Below are 21364 nucleotides of genomic sequence, written 5' to 3' on the forward strand. Positions count from 1 at the left end.
AGGAGCGGATGACATGGCCCATTTCTCGACGCCCGACGCGCCGCGGTTCTCGGTCGAGGTCTATCAGAACGAGTACCTCCCCGAGGGAGGCAGCGAGGTGAACGCGATCATCACCGTCACCTCGTCCGGCGGCGGAGCCGCGGGAGGCCCGCCGGCCCCCGCTCCCGCCGCCGCCCCCGAGGCGTACGACGGTGTCCCCGGCGTGTATGACGGTGTCCCCGGCGCGCACGACGGCGGGGGCGTCCGGGGCGGTGCCGCCGCCCGCGCGGCCGTGGTGATCATGGTGGACTGCTCCGGCTCGATGGACTATCCGCCCACGAAGATGCGCCATGCGCGGGAGGCGACCGCCGCCGCCATCGACACGGTGCGCGACGGCGTCGCCTTCTCCGTGGTGGCGGGCACCCACAAGGCGGTCGAGGTCTTCCCGGGCAACGGGCGGCTGGCCATCGCCGATCCGCTCACCCGCGCCCAGGCCAAGGACGCGCTGCGGAGCCTGAGTCCGGGCGGCGGCACCGCGATCGGCACCTGGCTGCTGCTGGCCGACCTGCTGCTCGGCTCCGCCGATGCCACGATCCGGCACGGCATTCTGCTCACCGACGGCCGGAACGAGCACGAGGAGCCGCAGCGGCTGCGGGCCGTACTCGACGCCTGCGCGGGCCGCTTCACCTGCGACGCCCGCGGGGTGGGCACGGACTGGGAGGTCGAGGAGGTCACCGGGATCGCCTCCGCCCTGCTCGGAACGGCCGATATCGTCGCCGATCCCGCCGGGCTCTCCGCGGACTTCACGCGGATGATGGAGGCGGCGATGGGCAAGGAGATCGCCGACGTCAGCCTCCGGCTGTGGACACCCAGGGGCGCCGAAGTGGCGTATGTGAAACAGGTCGCACCGACGGTCGAGGATCTGACCGCCCGCCGCGTCGAAGCCGGTCCCCGTGCGGGCGACTATCCCACCGGGTCCTGGGGCGATGAGTCCCGCGACTACCACCTGTGTGTGAGAGTTCCGGCGGCGGAGGTCGGCCAGGAGATGCTCGCGGCCAGGATGTCCCTGGTCCAGCCGCCGCCCGACGGCGTCGGCAGCCCGCCGAGCCCGCTGGCACAGGGGCTGGTGCGCGCGGTCTGGACGGCTGACCTGGCCGTCTCCACCGCGATGAATCCGCAGGTGGCGCACTATACGGGCCAAGCCGAACTGGCCCAGGTCATCCAACAGGGCATGATTGCCCGCAAGTCCGGCGATGCCGAACAGGCGACCGCGAAGCTGGGGCGTGCCGTACAGCTGGCGACCGCATCGGGGAACGAGGACACGGCGAAACTGCTTGCGAAGGTGGTGGACGTCCTCGATGTGGCGGCAGGTACTGTGCGACTGAAGGCGAAGGTCGCGGAGGCGGACGAGATGACACTCGAAACGCGCTCCACCAAGACAGTTCGCGTCAAGAAGTAGCACATAACCAGCACTCACGTAGCACTTCTCGGCAGAAACACCGAGAAAGCCACAAGAGGGGGATCCGACATGCCGACCTGTCCCAACGGCCACCACTCGGCGGCCGACGACTGGTGCGAGGTGTGTGGCCACCGGATGTCGGGGACACCCATGCCCTCCGGTGCCGTCTCGCCACCTCCGCCACAGCCCGCGCCGGGTGGCCACGGCGTGCCCGTACCACCGGGCGGCTACGGGAGTCCGGGGCCGGGCGGCCCACCGCCGCCCGGCGGTGCGGGGGGCTACGGCTATCCGGCGCAGCAGCAGGAGCTGTGCCCGCAGTGCCGCACGCCGCGTGAGGCACAGGCTCCGTTCTGCGAGGAGTGCCGGTTCAACTTCCAGACGCATACGCCTTCTCCGTACGGTCCGCCGCAGGGCGGTTACGCACCACCGCAGCAGCCGGGGCCCGGGGTGCCGTATGTCCCGCACCCGGGGCAGGGCGGCGCCGGTCACCCCTCCGCTCCGGGGTTCGGCGGCGACAGCGACTGGACGCTTCCGCCGCCGCAGCAGGGGGGCACGCCCCCGCACGGCGCACCGCAGCAGGGCGCCCCGGGCCATGGCCAGGGCGCGCCCCCGGCCGTGCCGCAGTACGGCTACGGCTACCCCCAGGCCCCCGCGCCCCCCGCCCAACCGTACGGGAACGAGGGGTACGCCCCGCCCCAGCAGCAGGGGCCGGGCCACCAGCCGCCGCAGCAGCAGCACCCCGGCGCGCCGCAGCACTCGACGCCGCCCGGCGGCGCCCAGTTCGGCCAGGGCGGAGTTCCGTCGTCGGCGCCCGGGAACTGGATAGCCGTGGTCGCCCCGGACCGTGAGTACTTCATGGCGATGATGAACCGCAGCGGCCCCGAGGCCGCCGGGCTGAACCTCCCGGCCTACTCCCCCGAGCAGCAACTGCCGCTCAACGGCGGCCAGATCACCATCGGCCGGCGCCGCCACAGCACCGGTGAGGCCCCCGACATCGACCTCGGGCGCCCGCCCGAGGACCCGGGCGTCTCGCATCAGCACGCGCTTCTCGTCCAGCAGCCCGACGGCGTCTGGGCGGTCGTCGACCAGGACTCCACGAACGGGACGACGATCAACGGCGGCGAGGAGCCGATCCAGCCGTTCGTGCCGGTCCCGCTCCGGGACGGCGACCGCGTCCACGTCGGCGCCTGGACGACGATCACGGTGCGCCGGGGCTGAGACCGGGACGGGCGGGGCGGGACCGGCGGGCTGGACGGACTGAAGCCCTAGAAGGCCTGAAGCCGGGGCTGAACGCCGCCGGGAGGGCCCAGCGGCCAGCCGTAGGCACCCTCCGGGTCGTCCAGCCAGGCCCATTGACGCTCGCCCCGCACCGTCACCCCGTAACGCTCCCGCCCCGGCCTGCCCTCGTGCTCCCACAACGCGAGGGCCTCGACCGGCTCCATATGACCCGCGGCCACGTTCAACAGGAAGCGGAAGGAGTCGTCCAGCAGCGGCCGGGACGGCAGACCGTGCGTGGGCACCTGAGGCGGCGGGCCGCTGCCGCGCAACGGAACGAAGTACGCGGGCATGGCCAGAAAATGCCCCTCCGCATGGCGGGCGTCGGCGACCCTCAAGGCGATCAGCCCGGTCGCGAGCGGCGTCAGGATCAGCGCGCCCGGACGGCACTGGCCGAGCCATGCGGACGGGATGGACGCCACGGCGCAGGTGGCGATGATCCGGTCGTAGGGAGCGTGCAGCGGACAGCCGCGCGCCCCGTCGCCCGTGACGACCGCGGGGCGGAACCCGGCGGCGGCCAGATGGTTACGGGCGGCCTCGGTGATCTCCGGGTCGAGGTCGAGGGTCGTGACGTGGGTGTCGCCGAGCCGGTGGGCCAGCAGCGCGGCGTTGTAGCCGGTGCCCGCGCCGATCTCCAGCACCCGGTCCCCGTCCCGCACCTGGAGCGCCTGGAGCATCCGCGCCATGAGCGACGGCTGGCTACTGGAGGTGATCAGCTCGCCGTCGCGCACCCGCGTGGCGAGCGGGGCGTCCGCGTACGCACCGGCCAGCCAGCGGGCCCGCCGCAGCGGGTGGGGATCGTCGCGCCACAGCCGGGTGTAACCGACCGTCCCATGCGCCGCACCGGCCCGCGCTGCCCCTGCTGTCTCGCGGCCCGGCGCACTTGCCGCGCCCGCGCCTGCCGCACCTGCCGCACCTGCCGCACCTACCGTAGCGAGTGTGCCTGCCGTAGCCGGCGTGCCTGCCGTAGCGGGTGTGCCTGCCGTAGCCGGCGTGCCTGCCGTAGCCGGCGTGCCTGCCGTAGCGGGTGTGCCTGCCGTAGCCGCCGTGCCCGCCGCACCAGGCGCACGTGCCGCGGCGCCTGCCGTACCCGCCGCACGTGCCGCGGTGCCTGCCTCGCGTGCCGCCGCATCCGCGGCACCTGCCGCACCCGGCGCACCCGGCGCATGTGCCGCCGTGCCTGCCGCACCCGCCGCACCAGGCGCACGTGCCGCCGCGCCTGCCGCATCTGCCACACGTGGCGCGGTGCCTGCCTCGCGTGCCGCCGCATCCGCGGCACCTGCCGCACCCGGCGCACCCGGCGCATGTGCCACACCCGGCGCACGTGCCGCCGCGCCTGCCGCATCCGCCGCACGTGCCGCGGTGCCTGCCTCGCGTGCCGCCGCACCCGCGGCACCTGCCGCACCCGGCGCACCCGCCGCACCCGCCGCACCCGCCGCACGTGCCGCCGCATCCGCCACACCCGGCGCACCCGCCACGCCTGCCACGCCTGCCGCACCGGGCGCACGTGCCGCCGTGCCTGCCGCCGCCGTGCCCGCCTCTCCCGCCTCGTAGTAGTAGGGCACGAAGAGATGGCGCGGCACCTCCTCGAAGGCCGCCCGCCAGGCGGGGTCCGTGAGTCCGCCGCCCGCCACCATCTCCCGGACCAGCCCGGCCCGTACCGCCGCGGCCTCCTCGGCGCATCCATCGGCCTCCCGGCCCATCCGCTTCCCCCGCGCCACACGCTCCACGGCGTCCGGCGCACTGCGTGTGCCACCGCCCGTGCTGCCCATGACTCCACTCTCCTGCGCCCGCCCTCCGGCCGCGACCCACGCCCCCTTTTCCAGCCGGGGGTGTCTGAGACCATGGAGGCGTGAAAGAGATTCCGCGAGGCACACTTCAGGAGCAGACCTTCTACGAGCAGGTCGGCGGCGAGCAGACCTTCCGGCGTCTGGTCCACCGCTTCTACCAGGGGGTCGCCGAGGACCCGCTGCTCCGGCCGATGTACCCCGAGGACGACCTGGGACCGGCCGAGGAACGGCTCGTTCTCTTCCTGATGCAGTACTGGGGCGGCCCCCGCACCTACAGCGACAACCGCGGCCACCCGCGGCTGCGCATGCGGCATGCCCCCTTCACCGTGAACCGCGCCGCCCATGACGCCTGGCTGCGCCATATGCGCGACGCGGTCGACGAGCTGGAGCTGGCCCCGGAGCTCGAGGGCCAGCTGTGGCAGTACCTCACGTACGCCGCCGCCTCCATGATCAACACGGAGGGCTGACCGGCGGGCTCAGAGAGCTCAGCGGGCTGGCCCGGCGGGCTCAGGCGGGTGTGACGGACAGGCCGGAGAGGCCCGACGTACGCACCGCGATCGAGCCGTACGGGGTGCGCAGCCGCAACCAGCCGCCCGCGGCGAGCAGTGCCAGAGGCTCGGCCGTGGGGCCGGGCGCAGCCGTGGCCACACCGCCACCGGCACCGGGGGCGGAGGCGGCCGGAGCCGCCGCCCGGACCGAACGCAGGAAGCCCAGCGACTGGGCGGCATGCACGGCACGCAGCGGGAGCCCGGTGTCGCCGAGCGTGCGGGACCAGATCTCATGGCCGATGCGGTCGCGCTCGGCGCGCGTACGGCGCTCCTCGGGGAGCTCCGCGTCGCGGGCCCGGAACTCGGCGACGGCGGCGGCGACCGCCCCGCGCACCTCGTCCACGCCCGGCAGCCCGCTCACCGGGCGCCAGCCGCCGCGCGGCGGCAGCACCCCGGCCCACGGCGGACCGGTGACGGCCTGCGGCACGGTGACCACCAGGCCCCGGTCACGGACCTCGGGCCCGTCGGCACTCCGCCCGGCCCGCGCCGTGTCCAGCGCGTCCTCCAGCTCGCCTGCCGAGACCGTCGTATCCAGCGCGCCGGGCACGCTCGCCGCCCCGGCGGCCCCTGCCTCCCCGGCCGACGTGGTGTCGGTGCCGATGATCGCCTCGAGCCGCGCCGTACGGATCGCGAGGACCTCGAAGGACGGCGGCTGGCCGAAGACGGCGAGCACACCGCCGCCCGCCTGCAGCCGCACCGCCGCCGCCCGGTCGTAGTGGATCAGCCGGGCCAGGAAGGCGGCGAGATCGGCCGCCTCCCCGGCGTCGGCGAAGTGGAGCTCCTGGCCGGCGGCCGTCATACGGCGACGGCCCCCTCCGGCCGCCCGGCGCCACCGGCGCCACCGGCGGATCCACCGGACTTCGCAGCCGCCTTACCGGCGCTCTTCTTCACCGGGTCCGGCTCCAGGTACTCGGTCAGGAACTTCTCCTCTTCCGGGGAGACCCGGCGCGGACGGCTCTGATCGAGGTCGTAGGGCACGATGCGGGTGGCGGCACGCACATACAGCGCGTCCTCGTCCTTGATCTCGTAGCGCAGGGTGAGATACGCGGCCTTGATCTCCGTCACCCAGGTCTCGACCGTCACCGGGCTGTGCCGGTGGACGAGGGGCTTCAGATAGTCGATCTCATGCCGGGCCACGACCACGCCGCCGGTGAACGCGTCACTCCCGTTCCCCGGCGCCAGCCGCCACATGAAATCGACCCGGGCCTCCTCCAGGTAGCGGAGGAAGGTCACGTTGTTGACGTGGCCGAACGCGTCCATGTCGGACCAGCGCAGGGGACAGGGGTAGATATGGCGTGCCATCCACTCAGCCCCGGGTGAGCTTCTTGTAGGTGGCGCGGTGCGGACGGGCCGCGTCCGGGCCGAGCCGCTCGACCTTGTTCTTCTCGTACGAGTCGTAGTTGCCCTCGAACCAGAACCACTTGGAGTCGCCCTCGTACGCCAGGATGTGCGTGGCGACGCGGTCGAGGAACCAGCGGTCGTGGGAGACGACCACGGCGCAGCCGGGGAAGTCGAGCAGCGCGTTCTCCAGCGAGGAGAGGGTCTCGACGTCAAGGTCGTTGGTGGGCTCGTCGAGGAGCAGCAGATTGCCGCCCTGCTTGAGGGTGAGCGCGAGGTTGAGGCGGTTGCGCTCACCGCCCGAGAGGATGCCGGCCGGCTTCTGCTGGTCCGGGCCCTTGAAGCCGAACGCGGAGACATAGGCGCGGGACGGCATCTCGACCTGGCCGACGTTGATGTAGTCGAGCTCGTCGGAGACGACCGCCCACAGCGTCTTCTTGGGGTCGATGTTGGCGCGGCTCTGGTCGACGTAGGAGATCTTGACGGTCTCGCCGACCTTGATGCTGCCCGCGTCGGCGGTCTCCAGGCCCTGGATCATCTTGAAGAGCGTGGTCTTACCGGCGCCGTTGGGGCCGATGATGCCGACGATGCCGTTGCGCGGGAGGGTGAAGGAGAGGTCGTCGATGAGGACCTTCTCGCCGAACGCCTTGGAGAGGTTCTCCACCTCGACCACAACGCTGCCCAGGCGCGGGCCCGGCGGGATCTGGATCTCCTCGAAGTCCAGCTTCCGGGTCTTCTCGGCCTCGGCGGCCATCTCCTCGTAACGGGTCAGCCGGGCCCGGGACTTGGCCTGACGGCCCTTGGCGTTGGAGCGGACCCAGTCCAGCTCCTCCTTGAGGCGCTTGGCGCGCTTGGCGTCCTTCTGGCCCTCGACCTTCAGCCGGGCCTGCTTCTTCTCCAGGTAGGTGGAGTAGTTGCCCTCGTAGCCGATGGCGCGGCCGCGGTCGAGCTCCAGGATCCACTCGGCCACGTTGTCCAGGAAGTACCGGTCGTGGGTGATGGCCACGACGGTGCCCGCGTACTTGGCGAGGTGCTGCTCCAGCCAGTTGACGGACTCGGCGTCCAGGTGGTTGGTGGGCTCGTCCAGCAGCAGCAGGTCGGGCGCCTCCAGCAGCAGCTTGCAGAGCGCGACCCGGCGCTTCTCACCGCCGGAGAGGGTGGTGACCGGCCAGTCGCCGGGCGGGCAGCCGAGGGCGTCCATGGCCTGCTCGAGCTGGGCGTCCAGGTCCCAGGCGTTGGCGTGGTCCAGGTCCTCCTGGAGCTTGCCCATCTCCTCGAGCAGCTCGTCGCTGTAGTCGGTCGCCATCTGCTCGGCGATCTCGTTGAAGCGGTCCAGCTTGCCCTTGGTCACCGCCACGCCGTCCTGGACGTTCTCCAGCACGGTCTTGGACTCGTCGAGCGGGGGCTCCTGGAGCAGGATGCCGACGCTGTAGCCGGGCGACAGGAAGGCGTCACCATTGGACGGATGCTCCAGGCCCGCCATGATCTTCAGCACCGTCGACTTACCGGCGCCGTTGGGGCCCACGACACCGATCTTCGCGCCAGGGTAAAAGCTCAGCGTGACGTCGTCGAGGATCACCTTGTCGCCGTGCGCCTTGCGCGTCTTGCGCATGGTGTAGATGAACTCAGCCAAGAGAAACCGTCCGGCAATCTGGTAGGTATCGGGGTGCGGCTCCGCCGCGGGGTCCGTATCCGTGGCGGCTCCACCGCATGAGGGTAGATACAGCCATCTTGCCGTACGCCGAGCCCGAGGCGGAAACCCGTTTGGTCCGGCGTGCGGCGTGAGTCCGGCATCCGCGGCCCCGCGACCCCGGTATCCACCGCCCCCATGACGCGAAGGGCCGGAACCTCCGCGAGGCTCCGGCCCTCCATCACCGCGTTTTCGATGATCACCACACTCGGTGACCTTCGTTTCACTCAGCGATCACTGCTGCCCTGGCGTCGCCGCCCAGGCGTTTCACTGGCCCGCGGTCGCCTTCTTCTTGCGGACGAAGAAGACCGCGCCGCCGCCGACGACGACCAGCGCCACGGCGATGCCCGCGATCATCGGAGTGTTGCTGCTGCTACCGGTCTCGGCGAGGTCGCCACCGGAGGTGTCACCACCGGTGCTGCCACCGGCCGACGCGGGGCTCGGCTGCGAGGAGGGGGTGTCGCTGCCGCCACCGCTGCTGGCGGTCTTGCAGTCGAGAACGCCGGAGAAGGTCTTCTCGAAGCCGTTCGGACCGGTGATGCTGAACTTGTAGCTCTGGTCCTCCTTCACCGGGGCGGTGACGGTCTTCGACTGACCCGCCTCGACGGTGTACTTCTGGCCCAGCAGCTCGAAGGTGAACGCCTCGTCGCCCTTGTTGCTGGCCGTGATGTCCACGCCGCCCTTGGCGCAGTCCTTCTCGGCGGAGACCGCCGGGACCGCGCCCTTCTTCGCCCAGTTCGCGGTGGCGGTGGCGGAGACGGTGCTCTCGCTGGACCCGGCCAGGATCTGGGTCTGGCTCTTGGTGGCGCTGGCGAACGCGCGACCCACCGGAACCTTGGTGGCGGCCTGGGCGGTCAGCGTGGCGGAGCCGTCCGCCGCACCCTCGGGGATGTCGAAGTACACCTCGCCGCCGTCGGCGGCGCTGGTGAGGTTCTTGCCGCTCTTGTCGACGAGCTTGACGCCGCTGCCCCCGGCCTCGGTACCCGGGGTCAGGGTGACGCTATCGGCGTTGGTGTGGACCTTGACCGGGCCGAGGCGCTCACCGGCCTTGCCGGAGACGGCCGGCGGGTCCAGGCTCAGCGACGCCTTGGGCTCCTCGAGGTTCTGCGCGCTCTTCTCGAGGTAGTCGGCCAGCTTCTCGGCCTGCGGGTCGATCGCGTCGACCTTCGCGTTGTCGGAGAAACGCCAGATGGCGACCTGCGTACCCGCGGCGGCGGTCTTCTCGGTGAGGGCACCGGTGCCGGCCGTCTTCGCCAGCGCGCCGAGGTCGTTCACCTGGGGGTAGGAGTTCTGCAGAACCCAGTTGATCTTGCCCGCGTTGGAGTTGTTCGCCAGCGACGTCTCGGCCCAGGACTTCTCCTCGTACTTCGCCTTGCTCTGCGTCGGGTTGTGCAGATCAATGCAGTACGTCTGGATGGAGCCGCCGTTGTCGACCGACATCTCGAAGAGGCCGGCGCCGACCTGCTGGTCCTTGCCGTTCTCGTGGATCACGGCCTTGTCGAACGTCTTGAGACCGCCCAGCGTGGCGGTTGCGCCGCCCTGGCTCGGGGGCGCGTCATCGGCGGCGGCGGTGCCGACGGTGACTATCGCACCCGCCGCGACCAGGCCGGACGCCAGAACGGCGGCCGCAAGGCGGGCAGCGCCCCGCCTCTTTACAGAAATCATGGTTTCCCCTCCGGGCGAGCGCCAGTCTGTTGGTGCGCCTCGCCAGCGAACTCAGAACTCAGGAACCCCCGTTGGGCACGCAGGGATCCTAGGGAGAAAAGAACCGCCGCTCCCCGGGAATACCTAGACCCAACCGATCCGAATCGGAATCGTTATCTCATCCTCAGATCACTTATGACCTGGGATTATCGACAAATCTCCCGTGATCGCCGTCACTCACGGGGAAGTTGCCCCGGTCGGTACGTTTAGAAGCGGTTTAGCCTGTGAAACTCGGCGAAAAGCGGATGTACCCCGCGTAAGATCATGTCCGACCGCCATCGCGTCGATCTCCGCGGTGACCCAGCGCCTGGGCTGATTCGGCCCGCCGCCGGAATCCGCAACCGGGACCGGGCCCGCGGCCGGGCCTCCCCCTTCTCCCTGAAGCGGCCGGTCCCTCTCCCGCTCTCGCTCCCGGTCCCATTCGCGCTCCCGCACCCGCAACGTCCCATGGACGACGAGCGGTTCACCGAGCGATACCGACCCGGCGACATTCGCGGCGAGCGTGCGCCACGTCCAGACCGTATAGAAACTCGTGTACGCGTCCGCCCACGCGTCCCGCCCCCGGTCCCACCGGCGCACCGTCACCGCCAGCCGGAACCGGGCCACCGCGACACCCGCCGCCGTCTCCCAGAAATCCGGCCGCGTCGCGGCATTGCCCACCACGGTCACCCAGCTCTCATTCACCGGCTACGCCTCCCCCATCAATTCCCGGCTCTGCCCTGCTGTTCGTGGACCATGCTGCCCGGGAACGCGAGGCCCCGCCGGGCCCTGTGCACGACCCCGCGGTTGTGGACAACTCGGTCACCCGCCCGGGTGACCAAACGTCATGCGCCGCCCGCCGCGATGACGTACTGCGCCCGTACCTCCCCGTACCGCGCCAGCTCCGCCTCCACCGGCTCCAGCACCCGCCTGGCCCCGCACTCGGCCGCCGCCTCCCGCAACCGGCCCTCCACCGACCGGCCATGGCGCCGGGCGGGCCCCCGCGCCGCCACCCGGGAGCCCCACGCCAGCGCCGGGCCGACCGCCGCACCGCCCACCAGCAGCGCCGGCATCCACCACACCGGTCCGCCGAACACCCCGGCGGTGGCTCCCAGCAGCCACAGCACCCCCGCCACTTGCACCACCAGCAAGGTCACCTGAGCCGCCGCCACCATCGACCACCACACCGGCCGGATCGGCTGCCGGTCCACCGCCGCGGCCGCCACCGCCTCGTCGACCGCCTCCGCCAGCCCTCTGCCGCCCCACCCCGCCGCCTCCCGCACGGCCTGCGCCCAGGGGCCGGGCAGCCCGGCCGTCGCCTGGTCCCCTAGCGTCCGTACGGCCTCCTCCACCGCGGGGCGCGCCGTGACCGCCTCCACCGCCACCGTGCACGCCCGCGCGCCCGGGATCTCCATCCGCTCCGCGGCTCCGGGGGTTCGCGAGGCCCGGGAGCCCCCCGAGGCGCGGGCCTTCCTCCCCCGCACCCGCCCCCAGGGCGTTCCGCACCGCCACTCCGCGTCCCTCAGCCAGGCGCGCTCCGCCGCCTGTCCGGCCGCGGCCGCGCCCGCCGCCTCGGCCAGCCGGTCCTCGAACTCCGCCCGCGCCCGTTCGGTGAGCCCGACGGGCCCGTTGTCCGCCACGTACTGCGGCCGCAGCCGCGTCATGGTGCCCTCCACGTCCGCCGACAGCCGGCGCTCGGCCGCCCCGCATTCGGCCGTGAGCCGCCCGAGCGTCTCCCGCAGCTCCCCGACGCCTTCCCCGGTCAGCGCGGACAGCGCCAGTACGGCCGCCCCCGGCTCCCCGTGCTCCCCGAGGGCGAGCCCGTCCTCGTCCAGCAGCCGCCGCAGATCGTCCAGCACCTGGTCCGCGGCCTCGCCCGGAAGCCGGTCCACCTGGTTGAGCACGACGAAGGTCACCTCGGCATAACCGGCGAGCGGCCGCAGATAGCGCTCATGGAGGACCGCGTCCGCGTACTTCTCGGGGTCCACCACCCACACCACCGCGTCGACGAGACCCAGCAGCCGGTCCACCCGCTCCCGGTGGCCCGGGGCGGCCGAGTCGTGGTCGGGCAGGTCGAGGAGGACGAGTCCGCGCAGCGCGGGGTCGTAGGGATAGCCCGGATTGCGCCGGTCCACCGCCGGGATGCCGAGCCGGTCCAGCAGGCCGTCGGCGTGGTCGGTCCACGCACAGGCGAGGGGCGTGGCGGTGGTCGGACGGCGGATCCCGGCCTCGGAGAGCGGGGCTCCGGCGAGGGCGTTGAAAAGTGTCGACTTACCGCTTCCGGTGGCCCCGGCGACGGCGACCACCGTGTGCCCGTAAGGATGCCGTCCCCGCGCGTCCGCCTCGTCGAGCACCCGCGCGGCCCCGGCGAGCGTGCGCCCCTCGAGCCGGGACCGGGACAGCCCGACCAACTGGCGCAGGGCCTCGAGACGGGGCCGCAGGGTGCCTGTCGCGAAGCTGCGGACACCCGCCTGGTAGACGGCGTAGGGAGGGCCGCCGAAGGACCGCCGGGCGGTCTCCTCTCCCGGGAAGTAGCCCGCCGTGGCGTGGGGAACGCCCGCAGCGGCCTCCTGGGGCCTCCCCTCGTCCACCGCGCGGGCCGGCCGGGCCCCGGCACGTCCTCCGGTCCAGCGGTTCGCGCGCCGGGCGATCAGGCCGTCGTCCCATGTGTGGCGGCCCCCCGCCGCCCGGTCTCCCCCGCCGCCCTCGTTGCCGCCGTTGCCCTCCGTGGCCGTCACCGTCGGTCACCTCTCCTTCTGCAGTACGGACAGCGCGGCGATCAGTTCGACCTGGTGCTCCGGGGACATGTCCAGGGCGTCCAGCGGGGCCAGCCTGCCGTCGCGCTCCGCCCGCATGGCGCGCGCGACACAGCTTTCGAGCAGCCGTCCGCCGCGGTCGCCCAGACGCAGCGCCGCATGCGCGCCCAGGGTCTCGGCGAGCTTCTCGCCCGCCTTACGGGCACGGCGTCCGCCCAGCAGGGACGCGGCGAGCAGGGCGGCGATCTCCTCGGGCGCGCAACTGCCCCCGTATTCGGCGATCCGGACCCGGGCCTCCTCCTCGGCCAGTTCCTCGGCACAGCGCCGCCAGTGCCGTACGGCCACGCCGATCCGCTCGGCGGCGCCGGGCGCGTCGCACGGAGCGAGCCCGGCCCGCGCGACCGGGTCCTGCCTCCCGGCCTCAGCGACCCGCTCGTCGGCGGTGGCGGCCGCGCCGCGCAGCAGGGTGGCCAGGGAGTCGGTGAGAGCCGTAAGGAGCTCATCGGGGGTGCTGTCATGCGGCAGGCCGTGCCAGTGGGTGAGCGCACCGCCCGCGAGCGCCGCGCCCTGCGCGATCTCGCGCCGCACCCGCTCCACCGCCTCCCCGTACGCGCCCTCGACCCGCTGGACCAGCCGCACGGCGGCCGCGTGCTGCGCCGCCGCGGCCCCGGCCAGCGCGGGCATCCGGGAGCTCAGCGAGGCGAGCGTCCCGGCGGCCGTACGGGCGGCGGCGACGGTACGGGCGTACGGATCCTGTGCGTGCTGGGTGAGCCAGGACCGCAGGGCGGCGACGGCGGTGGACGGCAGCAGCCCGCTGCCGCCGCCCGCGGATTCGGGGAGTTCGGGGATGGTGAAGCGCGGGACATCGCCGAGCCCGGCCGCCGTAAGGAGCGCGGCGTACTGCCGGGAGACCTCGGCGGCCACCTGGTGCGGTACCCGGTCCAGGACGGTGACGAGGGTGACGTCGTACTCCTTCGCGGTGCGCAGCAGATGCCAGGGGACGGCGTCGCCGTAGCGGGTGGCCGTGGTGACGAGCACCCAGATGTCCGCGGCGCAGATCAATTCCGCGGCCAGATCGCGATTCCGCGCGACGAGCGAGTCGATGTCGGGCGCGTCGAGCAGTGCGAGCCCCCGCGCCAGCCCCGGGTCGGTCTCCACCCGCAGCGCCGCCGGCCCCTCCTGCGCCCGCCCCTCCTCGTCGTACGCGCTCTCCGCCCGCTCCCCCTGCGTCGGCACCCACACCCGGGTGAGCCGCGGCAGCACCCGCTGCCCGGCGAACCAGGGGTGATCGTCGGGGTGGCACACCAGCACCGGCGTACGCGTCGTGGGCCGCAACACACCGGCCTCGGTGACCCGTCGGCCGACCAGCGAATTGACGAGGGTGGACTTGCCCGCCCCCGTCGATCCCCCGATTACCGCCAGCAGGGGCGCTTCGGGGGCGCGCAACCGGGGCACGAGGTAGTCGTCCAGTTGAGCGAGCAGCTCGGCTCGGCTGCGGCGAGCGCGGTCGGCGCCGGGAAGGGGGAGCGGAAACCGAGCGGCGTCGACACGGTCACGCAGTGAGGTCAGCGCGTCGAGCAGCCGGGGCCGTACGTCCAAGATCGCCACGTGGTGAAGAATGCACGCTTTTGATGCCTTTTTGAAGCGTATAGTCACTCGTGCGCGTCAAAGAGACCCACCCGGATCACTCTAAAAGGGGCATGAGGCGGACGTGACGACAGGGGCGCGGGCATAACGAGTAGACAACACCCGTTCCCTGAGGCGTGAAAAACGATGCAAGTTTCAGACTCGCCTGCGATTATCAGACCGCTTCACCGAACCTCCACAACGTGCCACGGAGGTGAAGCAACCGGGGCGAGGCGCAAGGAGCCCTATCCTTGTCCCGGCAAGGTCACGGTCCGTCGAGCCCGGCCACCCGCGTCACGGCCGCCCCGTCGGCCCCGCAGGCACCGGGGGCTCAGCAGCTCCGCGACCACCACCGGCCCCCGTAGCTCAGTGGATAGAGCAGGCGCCTTCTAAGCGCTTGGCCGCAGGTTCGAGTCCTGCCGGGGGCGCACCGGACCCTTTCCTCTACGCACGTAGCGGAGGGGGTCTTCTCGCCGTTCGAAGCCGGTTCCACCGGGCACGGCACCGCCCCGGGCGCGCCCCAGCGATCAGGGGCGGGCGCGGGAACCGTCCGCCCTATTCCATGCCCCGCTTGCCCGGCGTCCAGAACGGCTTGGTGAGTACCGCGCGCCGGTCCCAGCCCGCCTCCCGGACGAGCACCTGCCGCACCCGCTGCACGGTACGGGCCTCGCCGGCGACGTAGGCGATCCCGCCCGGTTCGGGGGCGAGGCGTCGTATCGCGTCCGGAAGTGAATCGTCTCCCCTGGTCAGCCAGTTGAGGCGGTCCGAGTGGGGCAGCGGCAGGCGGTCCGCGGCTGTGTCCGTCTCCACGCAGCCGGAGACCCGCGCACCGGGCGGCAGTGCGGCCAGCATCGCGCCGAAGGGAACGGACGCCGTCTCCTCCCCGACGAAGACGTGGTGGGCGGCCTCGGGGCGGAGCGTGAACGACCCCTCGGGTTTGCCCAGCCGCACCCGCTCGCCGACCTGGACGCCCCTGCCCCAGCGCGCCCCCGGCCCCGCTTCGGCGTGGTCCAGCACGCACAACTCGACGGCGCCGGAGGGGTCGTAGCGCCACACGGAGTACGTGCGGCGGGTCAGCCCGGAGCCGACCAGGACGCGCACCTGCCGGCCGGGGCGGACGTCGAGCCCGGCGAGGGTGTCGCCCTCGATGCGCAGCCGGCGCATGCGGGCGGCTATCGGTTCGGCCTCGGTGACGGTGCCGCGGAGCATCAGCAGGTCCAGGACCGGATCCAGCAGCGTGGGCATGGGAGTGCTCCTCGGGGAACTCGGGTGAATGCGGGGGAAGTTGGGCAGCCACGAGCGGCCAGACGCGATAGTACGCGTTTCCGGCTGGATGCGATACTGCGCGACTTGCCCCGGACCCGGCCCCGAGAGGGGGTCAGTCCTTGCGGTCCCCGGTATCCCCGCCTGTTTCGGGGCCGGGCCCGCCGTCGGTGCGCTCTTCCTTGGTGCCGAGGTCCACCGGAGCGCCCATCGCCTCGGAGAGGGGTGGCCTGTTGGCCGTGGGCACCTCGTGGGGAACGACCTCGGGGTGGTGGAGGTCGAAGGCCGGGGATTCGGAGCGGATCTTCGGCAGGGTGAGGAAGTTGTGCCGGGGCGGGGGGCATGAGGTGGCCCATTCCAGGGAGCGGCCCCATCCCCAGGGGTCGTCGACCTCGACCCGCTTTCCGTACTTCCCGGTTTTCCACACGTTGTAGACGAACGGCAGGGTGGACAGGCCCAGGAGGAAGGAGCCGATGGTGGAGACCGTGTTCAGCGCGGTGAAGCCGTCGGCGGCCAGATAGTCGGCATAGCGGCGCGGCATGCCCATGGCGCCCAGCCAGTGGTGCACCAGAAAGGTCGTGTGGAAGCCGACGAACAGGGTCCAGAAGTGGATCTTGCCGAGGCGTTCATCGAGCATCGTGCCGGTGAACTTGGGCCACCAGAAATAGAATCCGGCGAACATCGCGAAGACCACCGTGCCGAAGACCACGTAGTGGAAATGGGCGACGACGAAATAGCTGTCGTGGACCTCGAAATCCATCGGAGGCGAGGCGAGGATCACCCCGGTCAGCCCGCCGAACAGGAAGGTGACCAGGAAGCCGATGGCCCACAGCATCGGCGTCTCGAAGGAGAGGGAGCCACGCCACATGGTTCCGATCCAGTTGAAGAACTTCACCCCGGTCGGCACCGCGATGAGGAACGTCATAAAGGAGAAGAACGGCAGGAGCACCGCTCCGGTGGCGAACATATGGTGGGCCCACACCGTCGCGGAGAGGCCGGTGATGGCGATGGTGGCGCCCACCAGACCCATATAGCCGAAGATGACCTTGCGGGAAAAGACCGGAATGATGTCGGTGATGATGCCGAAGAACGGCAGGGCGATGATGTAGACCTCGGGGTGGCCGAAGAACCAGAAGAGGTGCTGCCAGAGCACCGGCCCGCCGTTGGCCCCCTCGAAGACGACCGCGCCGAATTTACGGTCCGCCTCCAGCACCAGCAGGGCGGCGGCCAGGACCGGGAAGGCGAGCAGCACAAGGATCGAGGTGAAGAGGATGTTCCAGGTGAAGATGGGGAGGCGGAACATCGTCATTCCCGGGGCGCGCATGCACACGATGGTCGTGATGAAGTTGACGGCCCCCAGGATCGTCCCGAAGCCGGAGAGGGCGAGGCCCATCACCCACATGTCGCCGCCCACGCCCGGTGTGCGTACCTTGCTGCTGAGCGGCGTATAGGCCGTCCAGCCGAAGTCGGCCGCGCCGCCGGGGGTGAGCAGACTGCCGATCACGATCAGCCCGCCGAAGGCGAAGAGCCAGTACGAGAACATGTTCAGCCGGGGGAAGGCGACATCCGGGGCGCCGATCTGCAGCGGCATGATCTCGTTGGCGAATCCGGCGAAGACCGGCGTGGCGAAGAACAGCAGCATCAGCGTGCCGTGCAGGGTGAAAGCCTGGTTGTACTGCTCGGGACTGACCAATTGCAGTCCGGGCCGGGCGAGTTCGGCCCGCATGACCATGGCCAGCAGGCCGCCGATGAGAAAGAAACCGAACGCCGTCACCAAGTACAGGTGTCCGATTTTCTTATGGTCCGTGGTGGTGAGCCAGTCGACCACGACGCTGCCGAGTTTGGTGGGTTCGGCGGGAGCCTGAAATTCGGGCTTGGTTGTCGTCGCCATGTCCGTGTCCGCTCCTCGGCAGGATGCATGTGGGGGCGGCCGGCGGCACCGGCCGACGAATACGTTGTATTGATTCGCCCACCATTACCCGAAGCGGGACGGCGTTTCGGACCCGACTCGCCGTAGAGGTCCTTCGTCGGACACAGCTACGTTCGTTTTATATGTGCCACTCTTACGGCTGTGGCTTTGTACGTGCCGCCCTTACGGCTTTGCCCGTGCCGCCCTCCAACTGGGACTTCGCCTCGCGCAGGGCGCGGCGTACCTCCGGGCGGGGGTCCTGACCGGCCAGCCTGCCCGGCAGGGCGATGGCGAGCCGCGAGGGCTGTTCCTTCGTCCGCGCCGCCAGCTCGGTCCCGCAGTTCCCGGGCGCCGGGCGGATCCGGATCTCCAGCCGGTCTCCGTAGCGCTTCAGCGGCTCCGGCAGCGCCTCGGCCCATACGTCCGTGGGTGGCCGGTTGACGGTGACCGTCTGCCATCGGTCGCCGTTCTGGGCGTCGGCCAGCCGGGCCATCCGCGACGGCCTGTGCCGCCAACGCCGGATCCCCGCGCTCACGACGATCGCCGCGGCGCTGAGCAGCGCCGATCGCACCCGTCGCACACGTGACATCGGTTCCTCCCGTCCTCCGGGGTGAGGATGAGCAGGCGCCCCGCGGGCACCCGCCTATGCGGACATACTCCACTCTCCGCACGGCACCTGCCCGCGTGCGCCCAGGGTCCAGCCCCGGTTACCCGTGACCGGAGGACCCAATCAGCTGGCTCTCCCTGGGCGGGCGTTGGTGGAAGCGGACCGTTTTCCCCGCCCGATCCGGGTCACCCGGAAGGGTGGCGTCGGGTACGGCCGAACGCATCCCGAAAAGTGTTCGACCGGACGAGGGGCCCGCTGAAGGACGTCTGAGCTGGGCCGTCGCGGACGCTGACGGTCGGGGCCGCACCACCCCCGGCCGGTTTTGCCATCCCAGAAGGTATACATGGGAATCCCTTTACCTTCCCATTCGTTCCACGCATGCCCCCACGGAACAGAGAACGAACCCAGTGACAGTGAAGGAGTGGACGCCGCGATGGTGTTCAAACGAGTGCTCGGCTCGCTCGGGGTCGGCGGACCCGTCGTGGACACGGTCCTGGACCGGAGGCCGGTGCGCCCCGGTGGGGTGGTACGGGGGCATGTGCGGCTCCGGGGCGGAGGCCGGGCCTGCGATATCGAGCACCTCGCACTGGAGCTGGTCGCCAGGGTCGAGGCCGGGGACGGCGGCGAGGAGGGCGCGGGCGGCGTGGTCTTCGACCGCCTCCGGCTCAGCGGGGGGTTCCGGCTCGACACACGAGAGCACAGAGACGTTCCGTTCACCCTTCACATACCGTGGGAAACCCCGCTCACCGAGCTGTCCGGGCAGCCGCTGGGCGTCGTCCTGGGCTTCCGGATCGAGCTCGCGTCGGCGGGCGCGAAGGACCACAGCGATCCGGAAGAGCTGATCGTGCGCCCGCTGCCGGTCCAGGAAGCCGTGCTGGGGGCGCTGGGGCGGCTCGGCTTCGGCCTCGTCGCCGCCGATCTGCGGCGCGGCCATATCGCCGGCGCCGGGCAGACGCTCCCCTTCCACCAGGAGATCGAGCTCACCCCCGCCCCGCGGTACATCCACGACATGAACGAAGTCGCGCTGGCCCTTCTCACCGGCCCGGACGGCATGGAGGTCGTCCTGGAGGCCGACAAGCGCGGCAGGCCCTTCTCCGGCGTGGCCTCCCGCGGCGGGCCCTTCTCCGGCGTGGCCTCCTCCGGCAAGCGCCTCCCCGGTGGCCGTGCCGCCATGGGACGTCACACCGTGAGCCATGAGGGCCTTGATCATCGCGACTGGACCGCTGAGGTCGACTCCTGGATCCAGGCGCTCATCGAGGACCGCGCCGCCCACCCGCCCCGCCCCGGGGCGATCGCCTCGGGCATCTCGGCCGGTACGGCGGCCGGGGCCGCGGGCGGCGGCATGGTCGCGGCCGGTCTCGGCGACGCGTTAGGGAACTTAGAGGGGTTAGGAGACTTAGCCGGTTTAGAAGGCTCAGGGGGCTTGAAAGACGTGAGGGACTCAGGGCACGAGGAAGCGGACCAGGGCTGAGACGCACGGAAGGGCCGCGGATCTCCCCGCGGCCCCCTGTACGCATCGGCGAACGGTTATGAACGGCGCCCCACGGCATCGGGGTCGTCCAACGTCTCCCGCGGCTCCTCCGCCACGCGATCGCCCCCGTTCTCGACCCCGGCCTCGACCCCGCCCTCGACCGCCTTCGCCGCAGCGGCCTCGCGGCGCGCCGCCAGCCGGGCCGTGACCCGCCGGGCGACGGGCTCCGTCCAGCGGGCGGTGAGCGGGCCGAGGACGACCAGGATCAGGACGTACGCCGTGGCCAGCGGGCCCAGCGAGGGTTCGATACCGGCGGTGACGGCGAGGCCCGCGATGACGATCGAGAACTCGCCCCGGGCCACCAGCGTGCCGCCGGCCCGCCAGCGGCCCCGTTCGGAGATCCCGGCCCGCCGCGCCGCCCAGTAGCCGGTGGCGATCTTCGTACTGGCGGTGAGGATGGCAAGCGTCATGGCGGGCAGCAGCACCGGGGGGATGCTGGCCGGATCCGTGTGCAGGCCGAAGAAGACGAAGAAGACGGCGGCGAACAGATCCCGCAGCGGGCTGAGCAGATGATGGGTGCCCTCGGCGACCTCGCCGGACAGGGCGATGCCCACCAGGAACGCGCCGACGGCCGCCGACACCTGAAGCTGCTGGGCGATCCCCGCCACCAGCAGCGTCAGCCCGAGCACCACCAGCAGCAGCTTCTCGGGGTCGTCGCTGGAGACGAAGCGGGAGATGTGCCGGCCGTAGCGGACGGCCAGGAACAGCACCAGACCGGCCGCACCGAGGGCGATGGCCAGGGTGACGCTGCCCGCCGCCAGGCCCGCACCGGCCAGCAGGGCGGTGACGATCGGCAGATAGACGGCCATCGCCAGGTCTTCGAGGACCAGGATGCTCAGGATCACCGGGGTCTCGCGGTTGCCGAGCCGGCCCAGATCGCCGAGGACCTTGGCGATGACACCGGAGGAGGAGATCCAGGTGACACCGGCCAGCACCACGGCGGCCACCGGTCCCCATCCCAGCAGCAGGGCCATGACGGCGCCGGGCAGTGCGTTGAGCACCGCGTCGACGAGCCCGGCCCGGTACTGGGTCTTCAGGTTGCTGACCAGATCGCTGGCGGTGTACTCCAGGCCGAGCATCAGCAGCAGCAGGATGACGCCGATCTCGGCGCCGGTCGCGACGAACTCCTCGCTCGTCCCCAGCGGCAGCAGCCCGCCCTCGCCGAAGGCCAGTCCGGCCAGCAGATACAGCGGGATCGGGGAGAACTGAAGCCGTCCGGCCAGCCGCCCCAGCAGCCCGAGGCCCAGGATGACCGCACCGAACTCGATCAGAAAGACGGCAGACGAATGCATGGGCTTACACCCGTCCGAGTATCGCCGCGGCCGACTCCACGCCCTCGCGGGTACCGATCACGATCAGCTCGTCCCCACCGGCCAGCCGGAAGTCGGGGGTCGGGGAGGGGATCGCCTCCGCCCTGCGCAGCACGGCCACGATCGAGACGCCGGTCTCGGTCCGCATCCGCGTCTCGCCCAGCACCCGCCCGTTCCAGTACGACGTGGACGACAGCTCGACCCGCTCGGCCACCAGCCCCAGCTCGGTCGTGGACAGCAGATTCGGGCTGTGATGGCTCGGCATCAGGACCCCGACCAGCGCCTCCGCTTCCCCCGCGGTCAGCCTGGTGGACAGGGCGCACTCATCGGGATCCTCCTCCCGGTACGCACTCAGCGTCCGGTCTCCGTCGCGGTGCGCGATGACCGACAGCAGCCCGTTTTCTCGTGTCGTCAGGTCGTAGCGAACCCCGATGCCGGGCAATGGCGTACTGCTCATCCGCGGAGCGCCCACAATCATCCCTCTCGTCGCTCGAGTCTCGTGCCACCCTAACGAATGGCAAAGAATTGGTAATGAGGGCCGGTGGGCGAGGGCACGATGGGACGATGCCGACCGCGTAAAGGTGGGGTGGCCATCGACAG

At 71.6% G+C, this 21364-nt stretch carries 16 protein-coding genes, 1 tRNA gene and 1 pseudogene; 5 read left to right on the forward strand and 13 right to left on the reverse strand.

Translation table 11 applies throughout. The features are described from left to right. The first annotated feature begins 13 nt into the window (after positions 1-13). On the forward strand, positions 14-1438 hold the full coding sequence (locus tag STRVI_RS37335; RefSeq protein ID WP_014060745.1) for a vWA domain-containing protein: 1425 nt from the start codon (positions 14-16) through the stop codon (positions 1436-1438). Positions 1439-1507: 69 nt separating this feature from the next. Continuing rightward, a complete protein-coding gene (locus STRVI_RS37340) occupies positions 1508-2656 on the forward strand; it encodes an FHA domain-containing protein (RefSeq protein WP_014060746.1) in 1149 nt (382 codons plus the stop codon). A 47-nt stretch (positions 2657-2703) separates the two neighbouring features. Here the strand turns inward: STRVI_RS37340 and STRVI_RS37345 are convergent. Continuing rightward, positions 2704-3546 (reverse strand): annotated as a pseudogene (locus STRVI_RS37345) (methyltransferase domain-containing protein); the annotation flags it as partial. Positions 3547-4565: 1019 nt separating this feature from the next. Between STRVI_RS37345 and STRVI_RS37350 the strand changes: the two are divergent. Further along, positions 4566-4970 (forward strand): globin, encoded by a 405-nt coding sequence (locus STRVI_RS37350; RefSeq protein WP_014060748.1) that lies wholly within the window; start codon positions 4566-4568, stop codon positions 4968-4970. 40 nt (positions 4971-5010) lie between these two features. Here STRVI_RS37350 and STRVI_RS37355 read toward each other — a convergent pair whose 3' ends face one another. The 7 genes from STRVI_RS37355 to STRVI_RS37380 form a co-directional block, all read right to left on the reverse strand. Then, complete coding sequence (locus tag STRVI_RS37355; protein ID WP_014060749.1) at positions 5011-5850, reverse strand: hypothetical protein; 840 nt, start codon at positions 5848-5850, stop codon at positions 5011-5013. Next, positions 5847-6353: an acyl-CoA thioesterase gene (locus STRVI_RS37360; RefSeq protein ID WP_014060750.1), complete on the reverse strand. Its 507-nt coding sequence runs from the start codon at positions 6351-6353 to the stop codon at positions 5847-5849. The genes STRVI_RS37355 and STRVI_RS37360 overlap by 4 nt, the downstream gene beginning before the upstream one ends. A 4-nt stretch (positions 6354-6357) precedes the next feature. Then, complete coding sequence (ettA, locus tag STRVI_RS37365) at positions 6358-8022, reverse strand: energy-dependent translational throttle protein EttA (RefSeq protein WP_014060751.1); 1665 nt, start codon at positions 8020-8022, stop codon at positions 6358-6360. A gap of 324 nt (positions 8023-8346) precedes the next feature. Next, positions 8347-9744 (reverse strand): LAETG motif-containing sortase-dependent surface protein, encoded by a 1398-nt coding sequence (locus STRVI_RS37370; RefSeq protein ID WP_014060752.1) that lies wholly within the window; start codon positions 9742-9744, stop codon positions 8347-8349. A 216-nt stretch (positions 9745-9960) separates the two neighbouring features. Next, positions 9961-10467, reverse strand: a complete 507-nt coding sequence (locus STRVI_RS49300; protein WP_014060753.1) for a single-stranded DNA-binding protein — start codon at positions 10465-10467, stop codon at positions 9961-9963. Positions 10468-10607: 140 nt separating this feature from the next. Then, positions 10608-12500: a GTPase gene (locus STRVI_RS37375; RefSeq protein WP_014060754.1), complete on the reverse strand. Its 1893-nt coding sequence runs from the start codon at positions 12498-12500 to the stop codon at positions 10608-10610. Positions 12501-12506: 6 nt separating this feature from the next. Next, a complete protein-coding gene (locus tag STRVI_RS37380) occupies positions 12507-14117 on the reverse strand; it encodes a dynamin family protein (protein WP_043241108.1) in 1611 nt (536 codons plus the stop codon). 382 nt (positions 14118-14499) lie between these two features. On the opposite strand from STRVI_RS37380, the gene STRVI_RS37385 reads away from it, so the two are divergent. Then, a tRNA-Arg gene (locus STRVI_RS37385) sits at positions 14500-14572 on the forward strand. Between the two features lie 127 nt (positions 14573-14699). Here STRVI_RS37385 and STRVI_RS37390 read toward each other — a convergent pair. The 3 genes from STRVI_RS37390 to STRVI_RS37400 form a co-directional block, all read right to left on the reverse strand. Then, on the reverse strand, positions 14700-15389 hold the full coding sequence (locus STRVI_RS37390; RefSeq protein WP_014060756.1) for a siderophore-interacting protein: 690 nt from the start codon (positions 15387-15389) through the stop codon (positions 14700-14702). 133 nt (positions 15390-15522) lie between these two features. Beyond that, on the reverse strand, positions 15523-17298 hold the full coding sequence (gene ctaD / locus STRVI_RS37395) for an aa3-type cytochrome oxidase subunit I (RefSeq protein ID WP_014060757.1): 1776 nt from the start codon (positions 17296-17298) through the stop codon (positions 15523-15525). 172 nt (positions 17299-17470) lie between these two features. Beyond that, positions 17471-17905 carry a hypothetical protein gene (locus tag STRVI_RS37400; protein ID WP_014060758.1) on the reverse strand — a complete coding sequence of 145 codons (435 nt, stop codon included), beginning with the start codon at positions 17903-17905 and terminating at the stop codon, positions 17471-17473. Between the two features lie 451 nt (positions 17906-18356). On the opposite strand from STRVI_RS37400, the gene STRVI_RS37405 reads away from it, so the two are divergent. Then, positions 18357-19394, forward strand: a complete 1038-nt coding sequence (locus STRVI_RS37405; RefSeq protein WP_014060759.1) for a sporulation protein — start codon at positions 18357-18359, stop codon at positions 19392-19394. 56 nt (positions 19395-19450) lie between these two features. Here the strand turns inward: STRVI_RS37405 and STRVI_RS37410 are convergent, their stop codons facing one another. Continuing rightward, positions 19451-20746: a cation:proton antiporter gene (locus tag STRVI_RS37410; protein ID WP_014060760.1), complete on the reverse strand. Its 1296-nt coding sequence runs from the start codon at positions 20744-20746 to the stop codon at positions 19451-19453. 4 nt (positions 20747-20750) lie between these two features. Further along, a complete protein-coding gene (locus STRVI_RS37415) occupies positions 20751-21221 on the reverse strand; it encodes a cation:proton antiporter regulatory subunit (protein WP_043237153.1) in 471 nt (156 codons plus the stop codon). Between the last annotated feature and the right edge of the window lie 143 nt (positions 21222-21364).

This window comes from Streptomyces violaceusniger Tu 4113 (assembly GCF_000147815.2).
Classification (GTDB): Bacteria; Actinomycetota; Actinomycetes; order Streptomycetales; family Streptomycetaceae; genus Streptomyces; species Streptomyces violaceusniger_A.

Excerpts from the sequence above, each read along its gene's own strand:
- STRVI_RS37410 (WP_014060760.1), bottom strand. The coding sequence starts at position 20,746 with ATGCATTCGTCTGCCGTCTTTCTGATCGAGTTCGGTGCGGTCATCCTG.
- STRVI_RS37335 (WP_014060745.1), top strand. The coding sequence starts at position 14 with ATGGCCCATTTCTCGACGCCCGACGCGCCGCGGTTCTCGGTCGAGGTC.
- ctaD (WP_014060757.1), bottom strand. The coding sequence starts at position 17,298 with ATGGCGACGACAACCAAGCCCGAATTTCAGGCTCCCGCCGAACCCACC.
- STRVI_RS37415 (WP_043237153.1), bottom strand. The coding sequence starts at position 21,221 with ATGAGCAGTACGCCATTGCCCGGCATCGGGGTTCGCTACGACCTGACG.
- STRVI_RS37405 (WP_014060759.1), top strand. The coding sequence starts at position 18,357 with ATGGTGTTCAAACGAGTGCTCGGCTCGCTCGGGGTCGGCGGACCCGTC.
- STRVI_RS37400 (WP_014060758.1), bottom strand. The coding sequence starts at position 17,905 with ATGTCACGTGTGCGACGGGTGCGATCGGCGCTGCTCAGCGCCGCGGCG.
- STRVI_RS37390 (WP_014060756.1), bottom strand. The coding sequence starts at position 15,389 with ATGCCCACGCTGCTGGATCCGGTCCTGGACCTGCTGATGCTCCGCGGC.
- STRVI_RS37360 (WP_014060750.1), bottom strand. The coding sequence starts at position 6,353 with ATGGCACGCCATATCTACCCCTGTCCCCTGCGCTGGTCCGACATGGAC.
- STRVI_RS37340 (WP_014060746.1), top strand. The coding sequence starts at position 1,508 with ATGCCGACCTGTCCCAACGGCCACCACTCGGCGGCCGACGACTGGTGC.
- STRVI_RS37370 (WP_014060752.1), bottom strand. The coding sequence starts at position 9,744 with ATGATTTCTGTAAAGAGGCGGGGCGCTGCCCGCCTTGCGGCCGCCGTT.
- STRVI_RS37355 (WP_014060749.1), bottom strand. The coding sequence starts at position 5,850 with ATGACGGCCGCCGGCCAGGAGCTCCACTTCGCCGACGCCGGGGAGGCG.